The 23,637-nt window shown below is 69.3% G+C and carries 22 protein-coding genes and 1 pseudogene; 9 read left to right on the top strand and 14 right to left on the bottom strand.

Features of this window, described 5'->3' with window-relative positions:
• The first annotated feature begins 197 nt into the window (after positions 1-197).
• Together ACZ4LX_RS04770 and ACZ4LX_RS04765 are read left to right on the top strand one after the other, a co-directional pair.
• The gene (locus tag ACZ4LX_RS04770; protein WP_467639831.1) at positions 198-1,364 is read left to right on the top strand and encodes a S1 family peptidase; all 1,167 of its coding nucleotides are present in this window, start codon (positions 198-200) and stop codon (positions 1,362-1,364) included.
• 466 nt (positions 1,365-1,830) lie between these two features.
• Entirely contained in the window at positions 1,831-2,118 is a 288-nt protein-coding gene (locus ACZ4LX_RS04765; RefSeq protein WP_467639834.1) for a DUF2087 domain-containing protein, read from the top strand.
• A gap of 176 nt (positions 2,119-2,294) precedes the next feature.
• Here the strand turns inward: ACZ4LX_RS04765 and ACZ4LX_RS04760 are convergent, their stop codons facing one another.
• The 7 genes and pseudogenes from ACZ4LX_RS04760 to ureA all read right to left on the bottom strand — a co-directional run bounded on the left by ACZ4LX_RS04760 (position 2,295) and on the right by ureA (position 8,700).
• The gene (locus tag ACZ4LX_RS04760) at positions 2,295-3,173 is read right to left on the bottom strand and encodes a sigma-70 family RNA polymerase sigma factor (protein ID WP_467639838.1); all 879 of its coding nucleotides are present in this window, start codon (positions 3,171-3,173) and stop codon (positions 2,295-2,297) included.
• Between the two features lie 450 nt (positions 3,174-3,623).
• On the bottom strand, positions 3,624-4,421 hold the full coding sequence (locus tag ACZ4LX_RS04755) for an urease accessory protein UreD (RefSeq protein WP_467639841.1): 798 nt from the start codon (positions 4,419-4,421) through the stop codon (positions 3,624-3,626).
• Positions 4,418-5,129, bottom strand: a pseudogene (gene ureG, locus ACZ4LX_RS04750) (urease accessory protein UreG). Before ureG ends, ACZ4LX_RS04755 begins: the two are co-directional and overlap by 4 nt.
• Before the next feature lie 25 nt (positions 5,130-5,154).
• Entirely contained in the window at positions 5,155-5,808 is a 654-nt protein-coding gene (locus ACZ4LX_RS04745; protein ID WP_467639844.1) for an urease accessory protein UreF, read from the bottom strand.
• A gap of 8 nt (positions 5,809-5,816) precedes the next feature.
• Positions 5,817-7,691 carry an urease subunit alpha gene (gene ureC, locus ACZ4LX_RS04740; RefSeq protein ID WP_467639847.1) on the bottom strand — a complete coding sequence of 625 codons (1,875 nt, stop codon included), beginning with the start codon at positions 7,689-7,691 and terminating at the stop codon, positions 5,817-5,819.
• Positions 7,692-7,724: 33 nt separating this feature from the next.
• Positions 7,725-8,303, bottom strand: coding sequence for an urease subunit beta (locus ACZ4LX_RS04735; protein WP_467639850.1), 579 nt, complete (start codon positions 8,301-8,303; stop codon positions 7,725-7,727).
• 10 nt (positions 8,304-8,313) lie between these two features.
• Entirely contained in the window at positions 8,314-8,700 is a 387-nt protein-coding gene (gene ureA / locus ACZ4LX_RS04730; RefSeq protein ID WP_467639853.1) for an urease subunit gamma, read from the bottom strand.
• Between the two features lie 666 nt (positions 8,701-9,366).
• Here ureA and ACZ4LX_RS04725 point away from each other — a divergent pair.
• On the top strand, positions 9,367-9,756 hold the full coding sequence (locus ACZ4LX_RS04725; RefSeq protein ID WP_467639856.1) for a hypothetical protein: 390 nt from the start codon (positions 9,367-9,369) through the stop codon (positions 9,754-9,756).
• Between the two features lie 223 nt (positions 9,757-9,979).
• On the opposite strand, the gene ACZ4LX_RS04720 is transcribed toward ACZ4LX_RS04725, so the two are convergent.
• Entirely contained in the window at positions 9,980-10,828 is an 849-nt protein-coding gene (locus tag ACZ4LX_RS04720) for an aldo/keto reductase (RefSeq protein ID WP_467639859.1), read from the bottom strand.
• 82 nt (positions 10,829-10,910) lie between these two features.
• Here ACZ4LX_RS04720 and ACZ4LX_RS04715 point away from each other — a divergent pair, with 82 nt between their 5' ends.
• Positions 10,911-11,570 (top strand): helix-turn-helix transcriptional regulator, encoded by a 660-nt coding sequence (locus tag ACZ4LX_RS04715; protein ID WP_467639862.1) that lies wholly within the window; start codon positions 10,911-10,913, stop codon positions 11,568-11,570.
• A gap of 245 nt (positions 11,571-11,815) precedes the next feature.
• Here the strand turns inward: ACZ4LX_RS04715 and ACZ4LX_RS04710 are convergent, their stop codons facing one another.
• Both ACZ4LX_RS04710 and ACZ4LX_RS04705 read right to left on the bottom strand, forming a co-directional pair.
• Positions 11,816-12,289 (bottom strand): carboxymuconolactone decarboxylase family protein, encoded by a 474-nt coding sequence (locus tag ACZ4LX_RS04710; protein ID WP_467639865.1) that lies wholly within the window; start codon positions 12,287-12,289, stop codon positions 11,816-11,818.
• Between the two features lie 348 nt (positions 12,290-12,637).
• Entirely contained in the window at positions 12,638-16,012 is a 3,375-nt protein-coding gene (locus ACZ4LX_RS04705) for a pyruvate carboxylase (protein WP_467639868.1), read from the bottom strand.
• Between the two features lie 449 nt (positions 16,013-16,461).
• Here ACZ4LX_RS04705 and aroQ point away from each other — a divergent pair, with 449 nt between their 5' ends.
• Positions 16,462-17,103: a gamma subclass chorismate mutase AroQ gene (gene aroQ, locus ACZ4LX_RS04700; protein ID WP_467639925.1), complete on the top strand. Its 642-nt coding sequence runs from the start codon at positions 16,462-16,464 to the stop codon at positions 17,101-17,103.
• Between the two features lie 214 nt (positions 17,104-17,317).
• Here the strand turns inward: aroQ and ACZ4LX_RS04695 are convergent, their stop codons facing one another.
• A complete protein-coding gene (locus ACZ4LX_RS04695) occupies positions 17,318-17,896 on the bottom strand; it encodes a GrpB family protein (protein ID WP_467639871.1) in 579 nt (192 codons plus the stop codon).
• Between the two features lie 85 nt (positions 17,897-17,981).
• On the opposite strand from ACZ4LX_RS04695, the gene ACZ4LX_RS04690 reads away from it, so the two are divergent.
• Positions 17,982-18,599 (top strand): TOPRIM nucleotidyl transferase/hydrolase domain-containing protein, encoded by a 618-nt coding sequence (locus ACZ4LX_RS04690; protein ID WP_467639874.1) that lies wholly within the window; start codon positions 17,982-17,984, stop codon positions 18,597-18,599.
• Positions 18,600-18,666: 67 nt separating this feature from the next.
• On the opposite strand, the gene ACZ4LX_RS04685 is transcribed toward ACZ4LX_RS04690, so the two are convergent.
• The 3 genes from ACZ4LX_RS04685 to ACZ4LX_RS04675 are packed head-to-tail and all read right to left on the bottom strand — an operon-like array spanning position 18,667 to position 20,545.
• Positions 18,667-19,347, bottom strand: a complete 681-nt coding sequence (locus ACZ4LX_RS04685) for an NUDIX domain-containing protein (RefSeq protein WP_467639877.1) — start codon at positions 19,345-19,347, stop codon at positions 18,667-18,669.
• The gene (locus tag ACZ4LX_RS04680) at positions 19,344-19,721 is read right to left on the bottom strand and encodes a DUF4406 domain-containing protein (RefSeq protein ID WP_467639880.1); all 378 of its coding nucleotides are present in this window, start codon (positions 19,719-19,721) and stop codon (positions 19,344-19,346) included. Before ACZ4LX_RS04680 ends, ACZ4LX_RS04685 begins: the two co-directional genes overlap by 4 nt.
• Before the next feature lie 38 nt (positions 19,722-19,759).
• Positions 19,760-20,545 carry a DeoR/GlpR family DNA-binding transcription regulator gene (locus tag ACZ4LX_RS04675; protein WP_467639883.1) on the bottom strand — a complete coding sequence of 262 codons (786 nt, stop codon included), beginning with the start codon at positions 20,543-20,545 and terminating at the stop codon, positions 19,760-19,762.
• A gap of 153 nt (positions 20,546-20,698) precedes the next feature.
• Between ACZ4LX_RS04675 and ACZ4LX_RS04670 the strand changes: the two genes are divergently transcribed.
• From ACZ4LX_RS04670 to ACZ4LX_RS04660, 3 genes are all read left to right on the top strand, one after another.
• The gene (locus ACZ4LX_RS04670) at positions 20,699-21,145 is read left to right on the top strand and encodes an SRPBCC domain-containing protein (RefSeq protein ID WP_467639887.1); all 447 of its coding nucleotides are present in this window, start codon (positions 20,699-20,701) and stop codon (positions 21,143-21,145) included.
• Positions 21,142-21,510, top strand: coding sequence for an ArsR/SmtB family transcription factor (locus ACZ4LX_RS04665; RefSeq protein WP_467639890.1), 369 nt, complete (start codon positions 21,142-21,144; stop codon positions 21,508-21,510). Before ACZ4LX_RS04670 ends, ACZ4LX_RS04665 begins: the two co-directional genes overlap by 4 nt.
• Positions 21,511-22,131: 621 nt before the next feature.
• Complete coding sequence (locus tag ACZ4LX_RS04660; protein WP_467639893.1) at positions 22,132-23,427, top strand: right-handed parallel beta-helix repeat-containing protein; 1,296 nt, start codon at positions 22,132-22,134, stop codon at positions 23,425-23,427.
• Positions 23,428-23,637: the final 210 nt, after the last annotated feature.

Raw genomic sequence — 23,637 nt, 5'->3', positions numbered from 1 at the left:
ATCGACCGGCCGCGCGGGGAACCGGTGCCGGCGAGTGCGTCGTTGCCACTGCGATGGTCCGTCATTGGCATGGACCTGAAAACGTCACTCGGCTACAGTCCCGATCGGCACACTCTGAGAGCGCTCTCAGGCGAGACGTCTCCCGGACGCCTGCTGTTCCTCCCCCACACCACCGGAACAACAGAAGGGCCAACACCATGAGACGCACCACAGCTTTACGCACCGCCCTGTCAGCCGTGCTCCTCGTCGGAGCCTGGGCGGGAGCAGGCTTCCCGTCCGCCTCGGCCTCGGACACCCCCACTACCGGTTCCCGCACCGCCACCGATACGCGCCAGGCATCCGACGGCCTGCTCGCCGCCATGCGGAGGGACCTCGGCCTGACGGAGAGCCAGGCCCGGGCACGGCTCTCCGCAGAGAAGACGGCGACCGCGCTGCAGCCCGAGGCGCAACGCGCTGCCGGGCGGTCGTACGGAGGCTCCTGGTTCGATCCGTCGACGAACGCGCTCACCGTCGCCGTCACCAGTGAGAACCAGGCGGCAGCCGTACGGGCGACGGGCGCCGCCGTGCGCCTGGTGACGCACACCGCGCGCAGCCTCGACGCGGTCAAGGCCAAGATCGACCGGCTCCCGGCGCCCGCCGGCGTCAGCAGCTGGCACGTCGATCCCGAGGCCAACAAAGTCGTCGTCAGCGTCGTCTCCTCGGCGCGCTCCGACAACGATGTCCTGAAGTTCGTCGAACAGGCCCGGGACGCCGGCCCCGTCGCCGTCCAGCAGACGGCAGAGGCACCTCGGACCTTCTCCGCCGGTACCGTCGGCGGCGACCCGTACTACACGGGGAACGTCAGGTGCTCGATCGGCTTCTCCGTGTACGGCGGCTTTGTCACCGCCGGACACTGCGGACAGGCGGGTGCGTCCGTCAGCGGCTGGGACGGATCGGGGATAGGCAACTTCCAGGGATCCTCCTTCCCCGACAACGACTACGCCTGGGTCAGCGTGGGCAACGGCTGGTGGACCGTCCCCGTGGTCCTGGGCTGGGGCACCGTCTCCGACCAACTGGTCCGGGGCTCTGCGGTGGCTCCGGTCGGTGCCTCGATCTGCCGGTCCGGCTCGACATCGCACTGGCACTGCGGAAACGTACTCGCCACCAACGAGACGGTGAACTACAGCGCGGGCGCGGTGCACCAGATGACGAAGACCAGCGTGTGCGCGGAACCGGGCGACTCGGGCGGATCCTTCATCAGCGGGGACCAGGCACAGGGCGTCACCTCGGGCGGGTGGGGCAACTGCAGTTCCGGCGGTGAGACCTGGCACCAGCCGATCAACGAGATCCTGAACCGGTACGGGCTTACGCTGCACACGGCCTGACAACGGCCTGACACGGCCTGACACGGCCTGACCGGGTCCGACCGGTCCCGGGGACCTGCCATGGGGAGCACCCCGATCCCATCCGGCAGGTTCCCGGTGCGTCTTCCGGGCAGCCATCCATCCGCGCCGGTGGCCGCGCAGTGGAGCAGCTGGTCGGAAGGTCGCCGAGATACGCGACGGCGAGCCGGTTGCGACCGGCGCGGTCGCGGACCTCGTCGAGCGACAGCACCGCTGTGGGGATGATCGTGTCGTGGACGTACTGCCAGTCCTGGAGCATGGCATCGCCGTCCACCCGCTCGATACGAAGTGCGGTCATCGCAGCAGGAAACCGTGGCTTCCCGCTACGTCAACTTGCGCGCCCCCAGGCTGGCATCGGACGGTGTGATGGCTCATCGCCGCAGCTCATCCCCCCTGTCCGGAGAAATGATGTTGCCGCGCGCCTGATCCGGCTGAAAGGCTCCGGGCCATGCCAGACAACCGATCAAGCACCAGCCAAGGCGTGACCGCCCTCTTCTCCCGAGGGCGGCTGACGACGATCCCGCGCAAGACGGCCCGTCGCGAACAGCTCCTTGAACATCTCGCGGAAACGCTGTTCGAGCCTGGCCGGACGTACACCGAACGTGAAGTGAACGATGCTCTCCTCACCGTTCATGAGGACTGCGCCGCGCTCCGCCGCTACCTGGTCATCGGCGGCCTGCTGGCGCGCACCAAGGACGGTGTCAGCTACCGGCGTTCCGCGCAGCCCGTGGTGTGACGGCCCTGGGCCACGGGGAAGGCTCCTTCGGCAGCTTGGCGACGGCCTCAGTCGGTGAGATCAGGACACCCGTCAGGGCGCCCGAGAGGATCCTGCCGCAGGGGTACGACAACGGGCCGGGGAGCCGGGCCCGGGTCCGGGCCGACAGCGTGCCGGCGGCCGGACCCGGGCCGGTATCAGCCATCGAGGACACCGATGTCGAGCCCGCCGAGCCGGTCCGGGTCCGCGACGACGTCGATCTCGGTGATCAGCCCGTCCACGATGGTGAAGCCGAGAACCAGCCGCAGCCGTCCCTGGGGCGCCATCGCCAGCCCGACCGCGCCGTCGATGAGCGCGATCCCTGTGAACAGCGCGCGTCCCGTGGCCGCCATTGCTCCCTTTGCCACGGTGTACCCGCCACGGACCACGACGGGCTCGGGGGTGGGAGTGACCGACGGATCGGCGCGCAGCACCACATCGGGGTGCAGCAGCGCGAGGAGCGCGTCGAAGTCCCCACCGCGGGAGGCGGATAGGAAGGCCTCCACGACCCGTCGGCGACGGGGCAGATCCGCATCCGGCGATGTGGTGCCACCCTTCACCCGCCGGCGGGCCCGGCTCGCGAGCTGCCGGGCAGAGTCCGGGGATCGGCCGATCAATGTGCCGATCTCCGCGAAGGGCACCGCGAACATGTCGTGCAGCACGAAGGCCAGGCGCTCCGCCGGCGCCAGAGTGTCCAGTACCACGAGCAGGGCCAGCCCGACGGAGTCGGCGAGCAGGGCCTCCTGCTCCGGGTCGTCACTCTCGTCACGGCCAGGGGTCCGGTCGTACACGTCAAGAGGGTCCTCACGCCGGGTACGGCGGGTGCGGAGCATGTTCAGACAGACCCGCCCCACCACGGTGGTCAGCCAGCCGGTGAGGTTCTGCACACCACGGATGTCGGCCTGAGCGGCCCTCAGCCAGGATTCCTGGATGGCGTCGTCGGCCTCACTGGCCGAACCCAGCATCCGGTACGCGACCGCCTTCAGGTGGCTCCTGTCCTCCTCGAACCGTTCGGCCAGCGCGGTGCGGTCGTCCATGGGGCACATTCCTCCGTCTGCAGGTCTCCACTGGGCTCGCACCCGAGAAACTACTGGTGGGCCGACACCGGCAGGCCAGCGGCCCCGCACGGGCACCGCTCCGGCCTTGCCCGATCCGGGCCGGCCGGGAGGAAAACCACTGGTGCCGGGGGCGACAACCCCGGAGACTGACCAGGACGGGGCGGACAGCCGGCTGTACCCGCTTTGGCCCGTATTCTCCTGATCTCCCATGAGCATGAGGCAAGTCGGGCCCATCAGTGCACCGTCGCCTCCCTGGTCGGCAGCATGGCAGCCGTCCGCCGCGCAGCGTCATGGGGGCGGCAGCGCCGATCTCGCCCGCTCCGAGTGGTGCCGAGTGGGGCCGTTCCGCTACGTGGCCAGGGAGGGCAGCGTGTAACGGCACGCAGTCACTCGGCCGCGGCTGCCACGGCATCCGCAGCCTGGGTACGATCAGCTCCTCCGAGGCCGGTCTCCTCCACGGCGTGACCCAGTTGCGGTGCGCCGGTGCCGGTAATCGCGTATGGCCTCCTCGCGCCAGGCGGCGAAGGTGGCGTCGCACAGCCGGTCGCGGAATCGGCCGATTCCCATCCAGCGCAGTGCGGCCCCGGACCGGTCCAGGGGAAAGTAGGTCTCCCCGGGCCCGGTGGTGCCGGCTTCTGGCGTACCGGTTGGTTCAGGTGTCCATCCCAGGGCGGTGACCGTGTCCATGGCACGCAGGTTTCCGAGGATGCCCGGCATCTGACGGGTCTGCTGCCCCAGGTCCAGATGTTCCACCTGCACCGGCCCGGTGTCGTCGCTCGCCTCCAGGGACATGGTCAGGTCCCCGCCCAACTGCCCGGCACGACCGAGCACGACCTTCTCCTGCGTCAGCGCCTTGCCGGTGCCGTGCAGCCGGATCCGGGTGCGACGGTGGGTGGCGATCCTGTCCGAGACGACGAACGGCTTGCCCGCCCACGTCAGTACGGCTCCGTCGCCCACGGTGGCGTCGACCGTCCACGACGACGGTGCCTCGCCTTCGTAGGCGACCGTGCCGGTCGTCTCCACGACGTCGAGCCAGGCGCCGGGAGCGACGTTCACCTCGATGCGGACCGCGTCGCCGGACAGCAGCAGGGCCTGGGTGGCGAGCAGCCCCACCCTGGCTCCGTCCGCGTCCTGGTCCATGACCCGCACCGTCAGGTGCCCGGTCGCATGGTGGACGCGGCTGCGGCTCGCCGTGGGGGTGACGCTCAGGCGGGTCGGGCCGGTCACGCGCGCTGACCGGCATTCGCCGGCGCGTGGTCGTGCGGGTGGCCACCCCCGCCGTCCTGGCCGGCGTGGAAGTGCGGGGCCATGGGGCCGGGGTCCACGGGGGTGTGCTCGCCGGTGCGGTAATGGGCGAGGGTGTCGCGGACCCAGTTTGTCAGCAGCTGGACGGACGGCCCGTCGTGCCGGGACAGCGCGATCACCGGGGCGCCTTGGCGGGCCTGTCGGCCCTCGCGTGCCATGCGCTCGACGTCCACGCCGACGTACTGGCCCAGGTCGGTCTTGTTGATCACGAGCAGGTCGGCGCGGGCGATGCCGGGACCGCCCTTGCGGACGACGTCACCACCGCCGGCGACGTCCAGGACGAACAGCTGGGCATCCACCAGGGCCGGTGAGAACGTCGCGGTGAGGTTGTCGCCGCCGGACTCGATGATGACCAGGTCCAGTGGGCCGAAGTCGGCCTCCATGTCCTCGGCTGCCAGCAGATTGGCGGTCACGTCGTCGCGGATCGCGGTGTGCGGGCACGCGCCCGTCTCCACCGGACGGATCCGTTCGGGGTCCAGCACTCCGGCGCTCCTGAGGAAGCGTGCGTCCTCGTCGGTGTAGATGTCGTTGGTGATGACACCCAGGCGCAGTTCGCCGGAGAGTGCCTGGCACAGTCGCGATCAGCGAGCTCTTGCCGGTGCCGACGGGACCGGCTACGCCCAGACGCATGGCGCGGGTGGGGGCGGTGGTGTTCTCAGGCACTGAATAGTCTCTCTGTGGTCGTGTTGTGGGTCTCGGCCCAGCGCTCGATGAGAGGGGCGCCGTGGGCCGGAATGTGCTCGGGGGCGTGCAGGTGGGCGACCTGAGCGGCCATCTCGTCGATGTCGGGCAGCAGGGCCTTCACCCATGCGGCGACGAGCAGCGGGTCCTGCGGTTCGAGTTTGAGCAGGGCCGCCGTCACGGTCTGGACGTCGTCGTAGCCGACCAGGCGGGCCACGTCGGCGGGGTCCATCCTGGCGCGGTGGGCGAGCAGGCCCAGCACGACGGGGCGCGGCCAGGTGCGTGCGCGGGCGTCGACGGGTCCCGGCCACAGCGTCTGCAGGACGCGCAGATAACCACGCCCCAGGCGCCGCCCGTTGGCCCTGAGCGCCTGGCTGGGGGTACGGGCGGCCCAGGCGGCCTCGACCTCGGCGAGGTCGCCGCCCTCCGCTGCCACCGCACGGGCGACCACGGCGGTCCCCGCCTCGACACGGGTGACCGTGCGGATGCGGGACCGCAGGTAGGCGGGAACCTGGGCCGACGTCGTGCCGGCCCGCAGGGCCGGCTCCAGACCGGCGGACTGCGTGTGTCCCCCGGACGGGAGCCGGGCGTCGCCCAGGAGGGCGAGCAGAAGCGAAGAGGTGCTCACCGGGCGTCTCAGAACAGGAGGTAACGCTGGGCGAGTGGCAGGCTCTTCGGCGGATTCGGCTGGTCGAGATACCAGAATTCAGCACGGCTCCTGTGCTTGGTGAGGCTGTGCCGCTGGGTCGTGTCGAGCCCCGGGATCTTCACCGCGATCTTGAATGTGAGCGGGTCGATGTCGATGTCGAATGTCCCGCCGTTGAAGACCATGTCCGCCTTCTTGACGTCCTTGACGGGCTTGGCGCCCTTCAGTTCACGCCGCAGGCCGAGGGTGGCCTTCAGTGAGTCCTTGAACACGCCCTTGCCGTCCAGCGCGTTGTACGGGTCGGTGCTGGAGGACGGGTTGAGGGCCTTGTCCGAGACGAACGAGCAGGACAACTGGGAGGCGATGGCGTCGGCCAGCGCCGGGCGCAGGAACGTCGGTTGCGGCGTCGACACCGAACCGTTGGGGTCTCCCAGGTTGCCGAGCACCATGGCGCCGCCCTTGATGATCATTTCGGGCCGCACGGCGAAGAACCGCGGGTCCCACAGCACCAGGTCGGCCAGCTTGCCCACTCGCACCGAGCCGACGTGGTCGTCGATGCCGTGGGCGATGGCGGGATTGATCGTGTACTTGGCGACATAGCGCAGCGCACGGGCGTTGTCGCCGGCTCCCTGCTCGGCTGCGTAGAAGAAGTTCGCGTTCTGGAAGGTCTTGTGGCTCCACTCCTTCATGACGTGGGCGACCTGCCAGGTGCGGGTGATGACCTCCCCGATGCGGCCCATGGCCTGGGCATCGGAGGAGGTGATGGACATCGCCCCCATGTCATGCAGCACGTCCTCGGCGAACATGGTCGTGGAGCGGATGCGCGAGTCGGCGAACGCCTGGTCGTTCTTGTTGCTGAGGTCGAGGTGATGGGCGGAGGCCAGCATGTCGATGTGCTCGGCCACGGTGTTCCTGGTGTACGGCAGTGTCGGGTTCGTCGAGGCGGGCAGGACGTTGTCCTCGGCGGCCACCTTCAGGATGTCGGGGGCGTGCCCGCCGCCGGCGCCCTCGGCGTGGAAGACGTGAATCCCGCGTCCGCCGATGGCGCCGAGGGTGGTCTCGACGAAGCCGGCCTCGTTGAGGGAGTCGGCGTGCAGGGTGACCTGCAGGCCCCACTCCTTTCCGGCTTGCAGTGCGGCGTCCAGAACCGCCGGAGTGGCTCCCCAGTCCTCGTGGATCTTGTAACCGCCGGCGCCCGCCAGCGCCTGCTCGTCCAGGCCTTCCTTGCTGACCGTGTTGCCCTTGCCCAGCAGCATCACGTTGACCGGCAGGTCGTCGAAGCTGCGGTGCAGGTTCACCAGGTGCTGCGGGCCGGGGGTCACGGTGGTTGCCTTGGATCCCTCGGAGGGGCCCACACCGCCGCCGATCAGTGTGGTGGTTCCGGTGGCCACGGCCTCGATGACGGCCGAGGGGGAGATGTAGTGCACGTGGGTGTCAATGGCACCGGCGGTGAGGATCTTGCCCTCGCCGGAGATCACGTCCGTGGAAGGACCGATCTCCAGCCCGTCGGTGACCCCGTCCATGACATCGCTGTTGCTGGCTTTGCCGATGGCGACGATCCTGCCCTCTTTGATTCCGATGTCGGCACGCACGATGGCACTGGTGCTGTCCCGCTCCAGGGCGGGGGCGACATCCAGGATGACCACGTTGGTGATCACGGTGTCAGGGGCACCCTCCGCACTGGTCGTGATTCCCTGCAGCATCGACTCGCGCACGGTCTTGCCGCCGCCGAAGATCGCCTCGTCACCACCGAAGGTCAGGTCTTCGGTGACCTCGATCCAGAGGTCGGTGTCTCCCAGACGGACCTGGTCGCCCACGGTCGGGCCGTAGGACTTCGCATACTGCTCGCGGGTGATGTTCGCCATTGCTTTCCTTCAGCTGGGGGATCGAGGGCACCGTTAGCCGAGATCGGCGTCGCCGGCCTGCTTGTCCTTGCACAGGCCCGGAACTCGCCGCTTCCCGCGGATCGGAACGACTTCGATCGCGTCGCTGGGCGCGTTCTCGGGGCTGAACCGCATGGAGTCCCCCGGAGCGACATCGAGGCGGTAGCCCCAAGGAGCCACTCCCGGCGATTTCGACCGGTCATGCGCCAACGCGCGTGCCGCGGAGATCTGTTGGGATCGCAAGCGATCAGGGTCGGTCAGGGCGGCCTCGGTAGCGGTGGCGGCGTCCAGGTCGGTGAAGAACAGCAGGTCCTCGTTGACGTCGGCCAGGTGGATGTGCGAACCGATCTGGATGTCACGGTCGCCGATGTTCACCACGTAAACAGTGGTCTTGCCCTCTTCGGAGTTGAGGACGTGCTCCGCGGTCGGGTCCTTGACCCACACTCCGCCCACCTTGTACCGGGAGAAGTCGTGGGCCTGTTCCGGATCCAGATCGGAGGGCGGCCCGAGGTCGGGAGGAAAAGCGCAGGCAGGTCGCAGGCTCGGACACGCGGTCGGCGTGGGATTCGCCGCCAGTGGCTGGAAATAGGGCACGGGTTCGTCCTCAGTGGATCGGTGCGACCTTCGGGGGATTCTTCGGGGCGCGAATCGGGTCGTAGAGGGTGACGAGTTTGCGGCCGTCGGGGAAGGTCGCCTCGATCTGGAGGACGTCGAGCATCTCGGCGACGCCCTCCATGACGTCGTCAGTCGTGAGGACGCTCTCGCCCTCGCCCTGTGTGTCACCCTTCCGCTGCTCCAGGGGAACGCAGACGTCGCTCATCATCTGGTCGACGGTGTAGTTGCCCGCACGGGCTTCCTCGATGACCCAACAGCTGATGTAGGCCACGGCCTCGGGATGGTTCAGCTTGATGCCGCGCTCTTTGCGGTAGCTGGCAAGCATCCCCGCCACGCTCAACAGCAGCTTTTCCTGCTCCGACGAGATCAGGTGCATCCGTGCTCCTCGGTCGTCGTGATGGTCGCTCCGGCCCCTGGTGACCTCGGCTCAAGGAAGGCAGCCAGGGCACCTCCGGGCCGACGCCCGTGAGACGAGATCGCCAGTACTCGGGGAGTGAAATGCCTACGGCCTTTCCCGGATCCAGCGGTGAACATGAGTCCGCGCAGCGAGAGACAGACCACCGGGGTCCATCAGCCGAGCCGAGCTGCGCCCAGGTGATCATCCTGTGGGCGGCCGGGATGATGTCGCACAATCGCCGCTGCCCCCTCGATCGGATGCCTATGCGAGTGTGTGAACGAAACCGGCAGTCACGAGAAGGGGCGCCGCTTCGACGACATCGCACTCGATGTTGCCGCCCGCGGGCAGAGGGGCACCGCAACGCGTCCGCGTGACGAGCACGACCACCGTGAGGCTGCCGTTGGAGCAGGTGGGTGGACCTGCCAGGAGTCGCTCCAACGACCGGCGCGGCATCGCTGAGGCGGGGAGCGATGCCGACCGGCGGGAGCCCTGGCACCGGCCCGGAGTTGCTCCTTCCGGGTGTCGTCGGTCGGCGCATAGGGTGCCATCGCGAGGGACGCCATGTCGTTGCCCGCAAAAAGATCTTGGACACCCTCGGTTCCTGTCTCCGCGGGCACCCATGGACCACACCACCAGGAGGAACCGGTGTCATATCCGCACCTGCTCACCCCCGAGGAGAAGCTCGCCGGCGCGAAGGAGCAGCTGAGTCTCCCGCCCATCGTCGTGATCTGCGGCTCCACCCGCTTCATGGCTGAGATGACCGAGGCCGATCTGCGGGAGACGACAGCCGGAAAGATCGTCGTCAGACCGGGCTGCGACATGAAGTCGCCGCACGAACTCTGGTCCGATCCTGTCGAGGCCGAGGCGCTGAAGGTTCGACTCGATGATCTGCACCGAGCGAAGATCCGGCTCGCTGATGAGGTGCTCGTGGTCGGCGACTACATCGGAGACAGCACCCGAGCGGAAATCGCCTACTCCCGGTCGCTGAGCAAACCCGTGCGCTTCACGCACCCCGAAGTCGACCCTGACGCCTGACCGCCAGCCGCCACCTCTACACCAGGGCCGGACTTCTGTGTTTCCGCAGATCGGAAGATGCGTCACACAACGGTCCCTGCGACTGCGGCAACAGGGTTCTCCTCGCCGGTGACTTCGGCAGCGAGGACGAACCCTGTTGATGTCCGACCGCGGACGGCATGGCTCTTCGGTGACACGGCATCAGCTGGGACACACAGCAGGGCCGGCGTCGCCTGATGCGGTACTAGACAGCGCTCCGCAGGTAGGACAGGTCCTCCGCATCAAGACCGAGATCATCCGCTGCGAGGTTCTCCTCCAGGTGACCCAGGGAACCGGTACCCGGAATCGCCAGCATCGACGGCGACATCGCCAGCAGTGAGGCGATCTGTACCTGAGCGGTGGTCGCGCCCAGCCGCGCCGCGACCTTGCCGAGCCGGTCCGTGTCGAGTGGGGTGCCGCCTCCGCCGAGCAGGAAGAACGGCACGTACGCGATTCCCGAAGCCTCACATTCCGCGAGCAGCCCCGTCTCATCGACGTACGGGTTCTGCACCGCCGTGACGGGTGCGATCGCCCGGGCCTCGGCGAACTGGGAGGCATCGACGTTGCTGACGCCGAGGTGCCGGATCAGTCCCTCCTCCCGGAGCTCGGCAAGCACCGCGAAGCGCTCCGCGATCGACTCGCCGCCGGGTCCGTTGACGCCGCCCACCCGCAGGTAGACCAGATCGAGCCGGTCCAGCCCGAGGGCGCGCAGATCCGCCTCGACGAGCCCACGCAGTTGACCGGGCGTCGCCTGTCCGCTCGGCACACCATTCGGTCCCGGAAGCGGCCCGACCTTCGTGGCAATCACCAGGTCGTCCTGGTAGGGCGTCAGTGCGGTACGGATCAGCTCGTTGGCCCGCACGGCTCCTCTGCCGTAGAACCCTGCTGTGTCGATGTGGTTCACGCCCAGCTCCACCGCGCGGCGGAGCACCGCGATTCCGGTCTCGGGGGCTCGCGTCGGACCGTCGAAGGTTCCCATGGCCAGGCGCATGGCGCCGAATCCGAGACGGTTGATTTCCAGGTCTCCGCCGAGGGAGAAAGTCTTGATCGTCATGGGTGTCATGGTGTCCTCCGGGAGGAGATCCGGCGACCTCCTGGCAGCTTGCTGTCAGACTGGCGAGGTGCGGAATGAACAGATGTTCTCAGTCCAAGGGGATGCGGAGCTGATCGCGCGCGCCGGTCATCTCTTCGCGTCCGCGACCACCGACTTCCTCTGCGCCGCCCGGGACCTGGATACGTGGTCGCAGCCGGAGGCCAGGGCCTCGATCCAGCTCCGGATGCGTGCGGCGGATTCCCCGTCCTTCATCTCCCGCAAGCTGCTCAGCCCGGTGGCACTCGCCGACGAGAAGGCCCGAGCGCACCTGCGGCAGGTGCAGAGCAACGGCGCTCTCGTCCGGATCAGCGGCGCGCCACTGCCGCACGAGACCATCATCATCGACCGGCGGGTGATGATCCTTGCCGGACGGGAGACGCCTGCGGGCCGCCAGTACAGCGTGACGACATCGCCGACCATGGTCGACGGGGTGCTCTCGCTGCTCTCGGCGATCTGGGACGACTCTGTTGAGCTCGACGCCTATCTGCGCCGCGACGTTCCCCATCTCGACGACGAGGGCCGCACGGTCCTCAGAGCCCTTGGTTCGGGCCTCACCGACGCGTCGGCGGCCAGACGGCTCGGCGTGTCGATCCGTACCTACCGGCGGCGCGTGGCCGAACTGATGACCGCGCTGGAGGCCGGTTCACGTTTCCAGGCCGGGCTGCGGGCAGCCGAGTTGGGGCTGCCCCGTCAGGAGCGGTGAGGGCCGGCGAGTTCCCGGAGCGGGCTCGACTCGGCCAGGGAGCCCGGAACGCTTGATCGCTGACCCGGACGGCCGCGCCCCCAGCCGAGATCGCGGAGCCGGGCCGGGCCCCGTGGAGACGCATCGGGGCGGATCGTGGAGGACACCTGCCCGTACGCCGGTCGACAAGCCTCCGAGCGGCTGCCGGTGCCCGGTGACACCGGCAGCCACGACGGACCGGTCCTCGCCGCGGCGAGTGTCCCGGGCTATCCGAACTGACCGGGCTGGTAGTCGCCCGCAGGCTGTTGGACGATGACGTTCAGCCGGTTGAAGGTGTTGATGAGTGCGATGGTCGCCACCAGCGCGACCAGCTGGTCCTCGTCGTAGTATTTGGCGGCGTTCGCCCAGGCCTCGTCCGTGACACCTCCGGCCGCGTCCGCGATGCGGGTGCCCTGCTCCGCCAGCTCCAGCGCGGCACGCTCGGCGTCGGTGAATACCGTGGCTTCCCGCCAGACCGCGACGAGGTTGAGACGGGTCGACGTCTCCCCGGCGTGCGCGGCGTCCTTGGTGTGTATGTCGGTGCAGAAACCGCAGCCGTTGATCTGGCTCGCACGGAGCTTCACCAGTTCCGCGGTCGCAGCGGGCAGTGTCGAGTCCGCGAGGGCCTTGCCGGCGGCGACGATGTGCTTCAAGGACTTGGCCGCCAGCGGGTTGGCCGACAGATTCAAACGCGCTTCCATGGTGTTCTCCTTGCCGTGATTGCGGGGATACACCTCTCTGACGGGCCGGCCCGATGGAGTGTGACAGGGGCGCCTGTGACGTGCGTCTCCTCACCGTCCCGCGAAGCGGACGGGATGCCCGCACGGCATATGCGAAAGTCCTGAGCGTTCGCAGTCGCAGCAGAACCGCTGCTGTCTCCGTCTCTGCGACTTGCCCACCTTCACGCCGGCCGAGAGCCTGCCGAAACATGCGCCGGTGGAGTTGATACGACCCCGGCCCGTAAGCCCATGCCCCGTGGGCCCGTGTTCGGACCGACGGCATACCGGGCGGCCGGGCCCGCCCGCCGGGATACGGGCGGGCCCGTCGGGTCAGGCGATCTCGATGAGCAGATCGCCGGCCTCGACCTGCTGCACCTTGCCGATCGCCAGCCGCCGCACCACCCCTGAGGTCTGCGCGGTGATCGAAGCCTCCATCTTCATCGCCTCGATGGTGGCGACCGTCTGACCGGCCGACACCGACGTGCCCTCCTCCACCTGGAGCGTCACGACGCCGGCGAACGGTGCGGCGACATGCCCGTCGTTGCCCCGGTCCGCCTTCTCCGCCGCCTTCACATCGGTCGCCACGGACTTGTCCCGTACGGAAACCGGTCGCAACTGCCCGTTGAGCGTGGCCAGTACGCTCCGGAAGCCACGCTCGTCCGCCTCCGAGATGGCCTCCAGCTCGATCAGCAGCGTGACACCGGGGTCGAGCGTCACGGTGTGCTCGGTCTCCGTCTCCAGGCCGTACAGGAAGTCCTGCGTCGGCAGCACGGACGTGTCCCCGTACGCCTCACGGTGGGCGTTGAACTCCTTGGTCGGGCCGGGGAACAGGAGCCGGTTCAGTGTCGCGCGCGGCGACTGCCGCAGCGCTTGCAGGTCCTCGTCCGACAGGTGCGGCGCCCCGGCCTTCGCCGGCCTGCCCTGCAGCGCGCGGGTGCGGAAGGGCTCCGGCCAGCCACCGGGCGGGTCGCCCAGCTCGCCCCGCAGGAATCCGATCACGGAGTCCGGTACGTCGAACTTGCCGGGGTCCGCCTCGAAGTCCGATGCCTCGACCCCCGCGCCCACCAGATGCAGCGCCAGGTCACCGACCACCTTCGACGACGGCGTCACCTTCACCAGGCGGCCGAGCATGCGGTCGGCCGCGGCATAGCAGTCCTCGATGAGTTCGAAGCGGTCGCCCAGCCCGAGGGTGATGGCCTGCTGACGCAGGTTGGACAGCTGTCCGCCCGGGATCTCGTGGTGGTAGATCCGGCCGGTGGGGGAGGCGAGCCCGGATTCGAAGGGGGCGTACACCTTGCGGGTCGCCTCCCAGTAGGGCTCCAGATCGCCGACCGCCTGGAGCGAGAGGCCGGTCGCCCGCTCGGTGTGGTCCGTGGCGGCCACCAGCGCCGACAGCGGCGGCTGGCTGGTGGTCCCGGCCATGGAGGCGACCGCCGCGTCCACCGCGTCCACGCCCGCGTCGATCGCCGCGATCAGTGTGCCGAGCTGCCCGCCGGCGGTGTCGTGGGTGTGCAGGTGGACGGGAAGGTCGAACCGTTCACGCAGCGCCGTGACGAGAGTGCGGGCCGCGGGCGGGCGCAACAGCCCGGCCATGTCCTTGACGGCGAGTACGTGGGCGCCCGCCTCCACGATCTCCTCGGCCAGGCGCAGGTAGTAGTCCAGCGTGTACAGGGTCTCGGCGGGGTCCGAGAGATCCGCGGTGTAGCAGAGGGCCACCTCGGCGACCGAGGTGCCGGTGGCGCGGACGGCGTCGATCGCCGGACGCATCTGGGACACGTCGTTGAGGGCGTCGAAGATCCGGAAGATGTCCATCCCGGTGGCGGCGGCCTCGGCGACGAACGCCTCGGTGACCTCGGTGGGATACGGCGTGTAACCGACCGTGTTGCGACCACGCAGCAGCATCTGGGTACAGATGTTTGGCACGGCCTCACGCAGCTTGGCCAGCCGCTCCCACGGGTCCTCGGCGAGAAAGCGCAGCGCCACGTCGTAGGTGGCCCCGCCCCAGCACTCGATGCTCAGCAGCTCCGGCACGGTCCGTGCCACGTGCGGGGCGACGGCCAGCAGGTCGCGGGTACGGACCCGGGTGGCCAGCAGCGACTGATGGGCGTCGCGGAAAGTGGTGTCGGTGACGGCCACGGCCGACTGGGCCCGGAGCTCGGCGGCGAAGGCTTCCGGACCGATGGCCGCGAGACGCTGACGCGACCCGGCCTGCGGCGTACCGGCCGGCAGAGGGGGCAGCTTCGCGGCAGGGTCGATGACGGAGGGCCGGGAACCGTACGGCCGGTTGACCGTGGTCTCCGCGAGATAGCTGAGCATGCGGCTGCCCCGGTCGGCCGAGGGGCGGGCCCGGATCAGCTCCGGGTGCTCCTCGATGAAGCTGGTCGTGATCCGCCCCGCCCGGAAGTCGGGCTGGTCCAGCACGGCCCCCAGGAACGGCAGGTTGGTCGCCACCCCGCGGATGCGGAACTCCGCGATCGCCCGGCGCGCCCGGCGGGCGGCGTTGGTGAAGTCGTGCCCGTGGCAGGTCAGTTTGACCAGCATCGAATCGAAGTGCGCCGACACCTCGGCGCCGGTGTGGACGGTGCCGCCGTCCAGTCGCACGCCGGGGCCGCCGGGGGAGCGGTACGCGGAGATGGTGCCGGTGTCCGGCCGGAACCCGTTGGCCGGGTCCTCCGTGGTGATGCGGCACTGCATCGCGGTGCCGTTGAGCGTGATGTCGTCCTGGGAGAGGTGAAGCTCGGGCAGCGTCATGCCCGCGGCGATGCGCAGCTGCGCGATCACCAGATCGCGTCCGGTGACCTGTTCGGTGACGGTGTGCTCGACCTGGATGCGCGGATTCATCTCGATGAACACGTGGTTGCCGCGCTCGTCGACCAGGAACTCGACGGTGCCCGCGTTCACATATCCGATGTGGCGTGCGAAGGCGACCGCGTCGGCACAGATGCGGTCCCGCAGCTCCGGGTCCAGGTTCGGGGCGGGAGCGATCTCGACTACCTTCTGGTGGCGGCGCTGCAACGAGCAGTCCCGCTCGTAGAGATGGACGACATTGCCCTCGGCGTCGGCCAGGATCTGTACCTCGATGTGGCGGGGGTTGATGACCGCTTGCTCCAGGAAGACCGTTGCGTCGCCGAACGCGGAACGGGCCTCGCGCATGGCGGCGTCGATCGCCTCGCGCAGCTCACCGGGCTCCGCGACCCGGCGCATGCCGCGTCCGCCGCCACCGGCGACGGCCTTCACGAAGACCGGGAAGCCGATGTCGTCGCCGGCGGCGACGAGCGCGTCGACGTCCTCGGAGGGTTCGGACGACTTCAGCACCGGAACACCGGCAGCACGGGCGGCCGCGACCGCCCGGGACTTGTTCCCCGTCAGGTTCAGTACCGGGGCCGGCGGTCCGACGAACGTGATTCCGGCCTCGGAACACGCCGCCGCGAGGTCAGGATTCTCCGACAGGAAGCCGTACCCCGGGTAGATCGCGTCCGCTCCGGCCTTCCGGGCCGCCTCGATCACCTCGTCCACGGAGAGGTAGGCCCGTACGGGATGGCCGGGCTCCCCGATCCGGTAGGCCTCGTCGGCCTTGGCACGGTGCAGCGAATTGCGGTCCTCGTGCGGGTACACGGCCACGGTGGAGATCCCGAGCTCGAACGCCGCGCGGAACGCCCGGATCGCGATCTCCCCGCGGTTGGCGACCAATACCTTGTCGAACATCAAACTCCCCAGTCGTGTCACGGGCGCGTGGCCTCAGGACAGGCGATGTCGCACGGGACGCACCCATCGGTATCCGGTGGTCACGTGGCGGTGGCGACGTGCTCCGCGGTTCTCGGGGCCGGAGCGTTCGACACCGTACCGGAGACCTTCCCAGAGATCGCGGGCGCAAAGGATGGCGTGCGTCACGTGCCGCGAGGCCGGCTCATCGGCTCCGTGAGCGGTGGCCGGAGCGCGAGGCTTCGGGTCATCCGACTCCCGACACCGCCTCAGAACCCCTGCGGCTCCGGTGGAGAGCCCGGGACGGGAACCTGCGACGGGACTGCACCTGCTGTGGCCGACCGTCTGGCCCGTCACCATCCGACGGAGCCGCCGCCTCGGAAGGGAAGCGGCCCGCCCGCGTGCGCCTTCGGGGACGGGCAGGCGCGCGAACGTAGCATCGGCCCGTGCCCATGCAGCCGATCGCGAACGCACTGTGCCTGCTGATCCCCGGTGCTGTCGCAGCCGCACTCCTTACGGGCCCGGGCGAGGCAGCCGCCCCGTCAGCGGTGGCCCCCACCGCCACAGCACGCCCTGGCGCGCCCGGAGGGATTCGGCTGCTCGCCGATCTCACGGCCCGGCGACTGGCCACGGCGCGTCCGGTCGCCGCCGCCAAATGGGGGACGGGCAGGCCGATCGACGATCCGGTACGTGAGCAGCGGGTGCTCGACACGGCTGTCCGGCAAGCGCGTCGAGCCGGAGCGGACCCGCGGGCGGTGAGACGGATCTTCCGGGACCAGATCGAGGCGAACAAGCGGGTGCAGCGCACGCTGCACCGCCGCTGGGACGCCGACCCCTCCGGGGCCCCGGAGGCGCGCCCGGACCTCGCGGAGGTGCGCGAGGAGATCAACCGGCTCAATGCCGGTCTGGTCGGTGCCATCGCCGGCTCCGTGACCGTGCGAGCGGCCCCTTCCTGCGCCGGCGCACTGACGGCCGCGCAGGCGCGCGTACGGTGCCGTCTCCACCTCGATCACCTCCACACGGCGGCGCTGACGCAGGCGCTGACGCAGGCGCTGCGCTCCGTGTGCCTGAACTCCCTCACTGCCTCGGCATGAACGGAACGCTTCGCGCCTTTCGCTCGCTCGGCCCTGGACGAGGTGATGGACGAGGTGCTGGGCGGGACCTTGGGCCCGGCCCGCACCGGGCTGAACGGTCCTGCCTGTTGAAGGCGGAGCCCGACGTCGGCCGTTCCATGGTCGCGTGAGCGGATCCGGCAGGCCGGTTCGAGGCAACTTGCGCCGGCCCACGACGGCCTTCTCCTCGCGTCGCTCACGTCCCCGAGACGCCGTCCCAGCCGTTCATGGCCGCCCAGCGTTCGGCCCCGGCCATCAGGACCTCGGTGGCGGGAGCCTTGATCTGCCCGTAGTCGGAGAGTTCCGGCACGCTCAGTGCCAGCCGCTGCTTGAACGCTCCCCACGCCCGGCGGGCGGCTCCCTCCGCACGGAGGTAGTCCCGGAAGAGGAGCGCGAAGCGGGCGTTGGGCCCGTCGGCCTCCCGCAGATGTACGTTGCACAGGCGCGCGCCGACAGGCGGTGCGAAGACGAGCTTGTGGCACATCCGCCCGCCGACGGTTTCGGAACGGTTCCACGGCTCGGGGCGGCACCGAAAGCCGATCGCGGCGAGTGTGGGGACACACTGTGCCTCTTCGACCGACCTCATCCGTACCTGCACATCGATGCAGTTCTTGGCCGGCAGCCCCGGAACCGAAGTGGATCCCACATGGTCGACGCCGAGCGCGAGCTTCCCCAGCGCGTCACGCAACACTCCGGCAAGAGAGTCGAATTCCTCTGGCCACAGCGGCTGGTAGTCGACGACATCGACGTGAGTGGGCTCATCGGGAAACGGCATGGCGCCACAGGCTACTCCCCGCTGTCCGTCCGCCGGAGAAAAGAATTGCCTACCGTTGTGGCGGGCGATGGCCCAGACTCCTCACGTGGCTGACATGGGGTTGTTCCGCGAGGCGGTCGTTGCCTGGGCGGCAGGCGGATCCGGCGAGCCCGCGCGCGAGATTGCCGCGCGGCTGTCCGTCCGTGCAGCGGTTCTGCTGGAAGGGCCCAGTGACGCCGCGGCGGTTGACGCGCTGGCCACCGGCCGAGGCAGGGACCTGGCTGCCGAGGGAGTGTGCGTCCTGCCCATGGGAGGCGCGATGAGCGTCGGGCGTTTCGCCCACCTCATGGGGCCGTCCGGCCTCGGCCTTCGCCTCACGGGACTGTGCGACGAGGCCGAGCGTCCCTACTACGCCCGTGCTTGGGAGGGATGCGGTGCGGCGGAGCCGGGATACTTCGTCTGCGCGGCGGATCTGGAGGACGAACTGATCCGAGCTCTGGGCGTGAAGCGGGTGGAGGCGCTCATCACATCGGAGGGTGATCTGCGCCCCCTGCAGACGTTCCTGCGCCAGCCGGCCCAGCAGGGCCGGACCGCTGAGCGGCAGTTGCGACGCTTTCTCGGTACGAAGAAGGGGCGCAAGATCCACTACGGCCGCGTCCTCACCGAGGCCCTGGAGCCCGACCGTGTACCCCGTCCGCTCGACGAACTGCTCGCCGCCCTCTGACCGCCGGACGCTTTCTGGCCGCCGGGCGACTTCGGGCCGACGGGGCTGTGCGGGGTGCCGGTCCGTCTCAGCGCAGCCCCGGGTTCGGACGGTCCTGCCTGAACGGGCCGTCGAGAGCGGCCCACTGAAGCAGCATGATCGTCTTCGCGTCGGCGATCGAGCCGTTGCGGACCATGGCCAGCGCGTCGGCGAACGGGAGCTCGACCGTGGTGATGTCCTCGCCCTCGGCCTCGACCCCTGTCGCCCCGCTGGGATTGTCGGCAGGATCGTACGGGGCGGCGTAGAAGTGCAGACGCTCGGTCACGGAGCCGGGGCTCATGTAGACGTCGAAGACATGCTCGGGAGTGCCGATGACGTGTCCGGTCTCCTCGGCGGCCTCGCGGCGGATCGCTTCGTCCGGGCTGTCGCCTTCCAGGAGCCCGGCTGCCGTCTCCACGAGCATGCCGTCGGGATGGCCGTTGACGTATGCCGGAAGGCGGAACTGGCGAGTGAGCAGGACCGTGCCGTGGCAGGCGTTGTACAGCAGGATCGTCGCCCCGTCGCCCCTGTCGTAGGTCTCCCGCTGCTCGCTGCTGAGGTGCCCGTCGCTGTGCTCGTAGTCGAAGGTGGTCTTGCGCAGGATGTACCAGTCGCAGGAAAGCACCTCCACATCGCGGATCCGCACACGTGGATTGCCGGTCAGGCCGAGACCGTGCCGGTCCAGGCCGGTGCGCCCGCGGCGGTCGGGGGTGTCGAGGCCGGCGGTCACCGGGCCTCCGGAACGTCGGCGATGCCGGTGTACACGTCCTTGCCCAGGGCGCGGGCCTGGGAGACCATCATGTCCGCGCCCTGCGAGGGACCGCCGACCCGCAGTACGGCGTCGCAGCGGGCGAGCAGTTGCCCGGCGATCGGGTGGAAGATCTCCTCGAACAACGGATCGCCGGGGCCGGTGCTCCCCGCGGCGTCGAGGAGCGGCAGGGCGAGGGCTTCGCCGGTGACGGGCAGGTGCCCGGCCCGGAAGAGGGTGAGGGCCGTGCGGTTCATCGCGCGGACGTTGGCTTCGAGCTTGTCGGGGTCGTCGCCGGTCCCCGACCTGTAAGGGCCGGCGACGAGGATCATCAGCGAGCGGGGATCAGTTGCCATGACGGCACACTCCTCAATTCGGTTTCGGATAAGGGGAATCAGGCCAGGACGGTTTGTACGCCCGCTTCACTCAGTGCCTCCAGGGTCTGCGGGCCGAGGGGATGGGTGTCGGCGTTCTCCGCGGCGCTGTCGGTGACGAAGTGGTGCGCCGCGTCGAGCGGGGCGACCCGGCTGAAGGCACGCACGCCGAGCTTGGTGGCGTCTGCCACCGCGATGGTGCGCGTGGACCGGGCGAGCCCGGTCTGCTTGACGGCGGCGTCGTCCAGCGAGAACTCCGACCAGCCGTGCTCGGCGTGCACACCACCGATGGACATGACGAAGTAGTCGAAGGCCAGGGAATCCAGCGTGGACAGTGCCAGCGGACCGACGAAGGAACGCTCGCCGGGGCGGGAGCGGCCGCCCACCACCAGCAGCTCGATCCCCGGACGGTCGGCCAGGCGCACCGCAGCCTGAAGGCTCAGTACAGCCACCGTCAGCGGAGCCCGGTCGGCCAGGTGCTCGGCCACGTGCACCGTCGTGGTCCCCGCGTCCAGCAACACCCGCGACCCGGGCTCTACCAACGCCGCCACAGCACCACCCAGACGGTCCTTGGTGGCTGCCTGCCACTGCTCCCGAGCCGAAAAACCGGCGTCCTCGGCCCGGGAGCGCGTCGCCACGGCCCCGCCGTGAACGCGCCGCACCAGCCCCTGGCCCTCCAGCGCATCCAGGTCCCTGCGCACGGTCATCTCCGACACGCCCAGGCGCTGGGAGAGCTCCGACACGGAAACCCGGTCGGTGCCCTGCACCAGTCGCAGGGTCAGATCCAAACGCTTGGCGACACTCATGACGCTTTTCTACCACTGTTCTGTTCGAGTGAACAAATTGATGAGCGAAATGTGTCCGCCTCGCCCTTGGTGCAACCTGTGGGTTGCGGATGAATCCTCTTCGTGCAACTCTTGAGTTGCAAGTTGTTGATGGTGACGGAGCGGAGACGGGTCATGAGCGAGGATCGGATCGAACGCGAAACCCTGATCGAGGCGTCCCTGGAGAGGGTCTGGTCGCTGGTGGCCCAGCCCGGATTCTGGGTGGCCGACAAGGCGAGCCTGCCGGGGACCGTGGCCAGGGAAGGTGAATCGATGGTGGCGAAGCATGCCGAGCACGGGGACTTCCCGGTGCGTGTGGAGAAGGTCCGGCCGCCGACCTACCTGGCGTATCGCTGGACCAGCGCGTTCCCCGGAGAGGAACTGCGTGAGGACAACAGCACCCTCGTGGAGTTCACCTTGTCCCAGGAGGGTGACCGGACGCGGCTGCGCGTCGTCGAGAGCGGGTTTGCGGCGCTGGCGGGTTCCGAGGAGCTGCGCATCCGGAATCACGAGGACCACAGCGGAGGCTGGCCCATGGAGCTCGACGCGCTCAGGATGCGCGCCGAACAGCCCTCGACGTGACGGAGGAACGGTCCGGCGCCGCCGAGGCCGTCGGCGGCGTTCTCGGCGCGCTCGCCGACCCGACGCGACGTCAGCTGCTCGACCGGCTCGCCGCGCTGGGCGAAGCCACCGCGACGACGCTTGCCGAAGGGCTTCCCGTCTCGCGGCAGGCGGTGACCAAGCACCTTGCCGTTCTGGGCGCCGCCGAGCTCGTGTCCGGCACCCGGGTCGGACGAGAGGTGCGGTACGCGGTGCGGCCCGCGGCGCTCGACGCGACGGCGCGATGGATGACATCCCTCGCTGCCGACTGGGACCGGCGACTGGCGCGCATCAAACGCGTCGCCGAAGCGGCTGAGCGGGACTCGCGGACGACGGGCTCCGATTGAAGCGGGGCGCGCGTCCGGTCGGGGCGCCGGAGCGCGGAGGGGGTGGCGGAGGGTACCGCTTCCGGGGTATTGCCGAGGGCTCCCCGAACCTCGGCGAGGCTGCCCCCTCCGGCCGGCCTGAATCCGCCTCATGGCCTGGCAGGGCGCCATGGGAAGGGGTACTGGTGCCCGTTGGGCCGGTCGGTCGCCGGTGCCCGTGACGTCTGTCGGCCGCGCGCGGGGTGCTTCGGCAGCCTGTGCTGTTCATCTCTCGCGCGCACGGCAGGGGCTGTGACCACGCCGCGCGATGTTCATGGACATGACCATGTTTCAGGTACATGTCATTGACGTGAACATGGCTTAAGTCTATCGTCCGTAGAAAGCGCTTGTGCGGGTCATCCGAGGAACCCTTTCCGGACGACCTGTTCATGAATTCGAACGAACACGTGGTCGCGAGTGAAGCCTCGGCAGAAGCGGGATTCCGCGTGCCCCCCTGACGCCGCGACGGCAGTGCCGACCGCGAAATCGTCATCCGCACAGTGCGGTTGCCCGATTCGCCGCCCCACCCAGAGGCGGACCGGGCCGCCGCGCCGTGCGTCGCGCGAACTCGTCGAACGAACCAACCCCACCTGGAGTCGAACGATGCAGATCAAACCCGTCATCGCATGCGTCGGCCTGCTGGCCGGCTCGCTGGCCGCAGTCTCGGGCGCGACCGCTCAGGCAGCGACCACCCCGTACCGGGCACAAGGATCGCCCACCGGCTGTTCCGTTTCCGCCGCGAGCGGCGCCCCTTGCCTGCCCGGCCTCAGCGCCTTCGGCAGTGAGGCTGCGGCCTCCTCCGTTTCGCTCGACGCGGCCGCTCTCTATGTGGCGCCCGGCGGCACCGACGACGCGACCGGAACGGAGGCGGACCCGACGACGCTGGCATCGGCGATCAGCCGCGTCGACTCCGGCGGGACGGTCTACCTGCGGGGCGGGACGTACCACTACGCGCAGACCGTCACCATTCCGCCGGGCAACGACGGCACATCGAGTGCCCGTACGACCCTGGCCGCCTACCCGGGTGAGGCCCCGGTGCTGAACTTCTCGGAAATGAGCGAGGACCCGGCCAACCGCGGGCTGGCCGTCAACGGGGCCTACTGGCACATCGAGGGGATCACCGTCGAGCACGCCGGTGACAACGGGATCTTCGTCGGGGGCAGCAACAACATCATCGAACGAGTAGTGACGCGCTTCAACCATGACTCGGGGCTGCAGATCTCACGGATCGCCTCGACCACCCCCGACGACGAGTGGCCGGCGAACAACCTCATCCTGAGTTCGGAGTCGCACGACAACGCCGACTCCGACGGTGAGGACGCCGACGGCTTCGCCTCCAAGCTCACTTCGGGCCCGGGGAACGTCTTCCGTTACACGGTGTCCCACAACAACATCGACGACGGCTGGGACCTCTACACCAAGACTGAGACAGGTCCCATCGGCCCGGTGACCATCGAGGACTCCCTCTCCTACGACAACGGCACTCTCTCGGACGGGACCGTGAACGCCGACGGCGACCGCAACGGCTTCAAGCTCGGCGGGGACGGCATCGAGGTCGACCACATCGTGCGCCGCAACATCGCCTACGACAACGGCCACCACGGGTTCACGTACAACAGCAACCCCGGCTCGATGAAGGTGTCGGACAATGTCGCCATCGACAACGAGGAGCGCAACTTCTCCTTCGACAAGGGCACTTCCGTGTACCGCAACAACACCTCCTGCCGCAGCGGCAGCGGATCGAACGACAAGACGGTCGGTGACGCCGACAGTTCCAACCAGTTCTGGACCGGTTCGAACGGTTCCCGGTGCTCCGCGTGCGACGGAGCTCTGGGCTGGTCGTTCGCTGCGGACGGGCATCTGGTCGTGACGTTCGGCGGCACAGCGGTCACGCGGTAACCGAACGGCGGCCGTGACGCCCGCTCAGGTGGCGACGCTCGGGGGCCGGACCGTACGCGCGGGAGACACCCGCCGTGCGCCGGCCCACGGGCGGCGCACGGCCTCCGGGCCTAGAAGTTGTCGTCAAAGTGTCACGCCCACATCAGCAGCGAGGCGAGGGTGACGGCTGCCTGGTAGGACTCGGCGGTCTTGTCGTAGCGGGTCGCGATG

It is taken from the genome of Streptomyces sp. NPDC026062, assembly GCF_055568375.1.
This window is presented reverse-complemented; position numbering and strand designations above follow the sequence as displayed.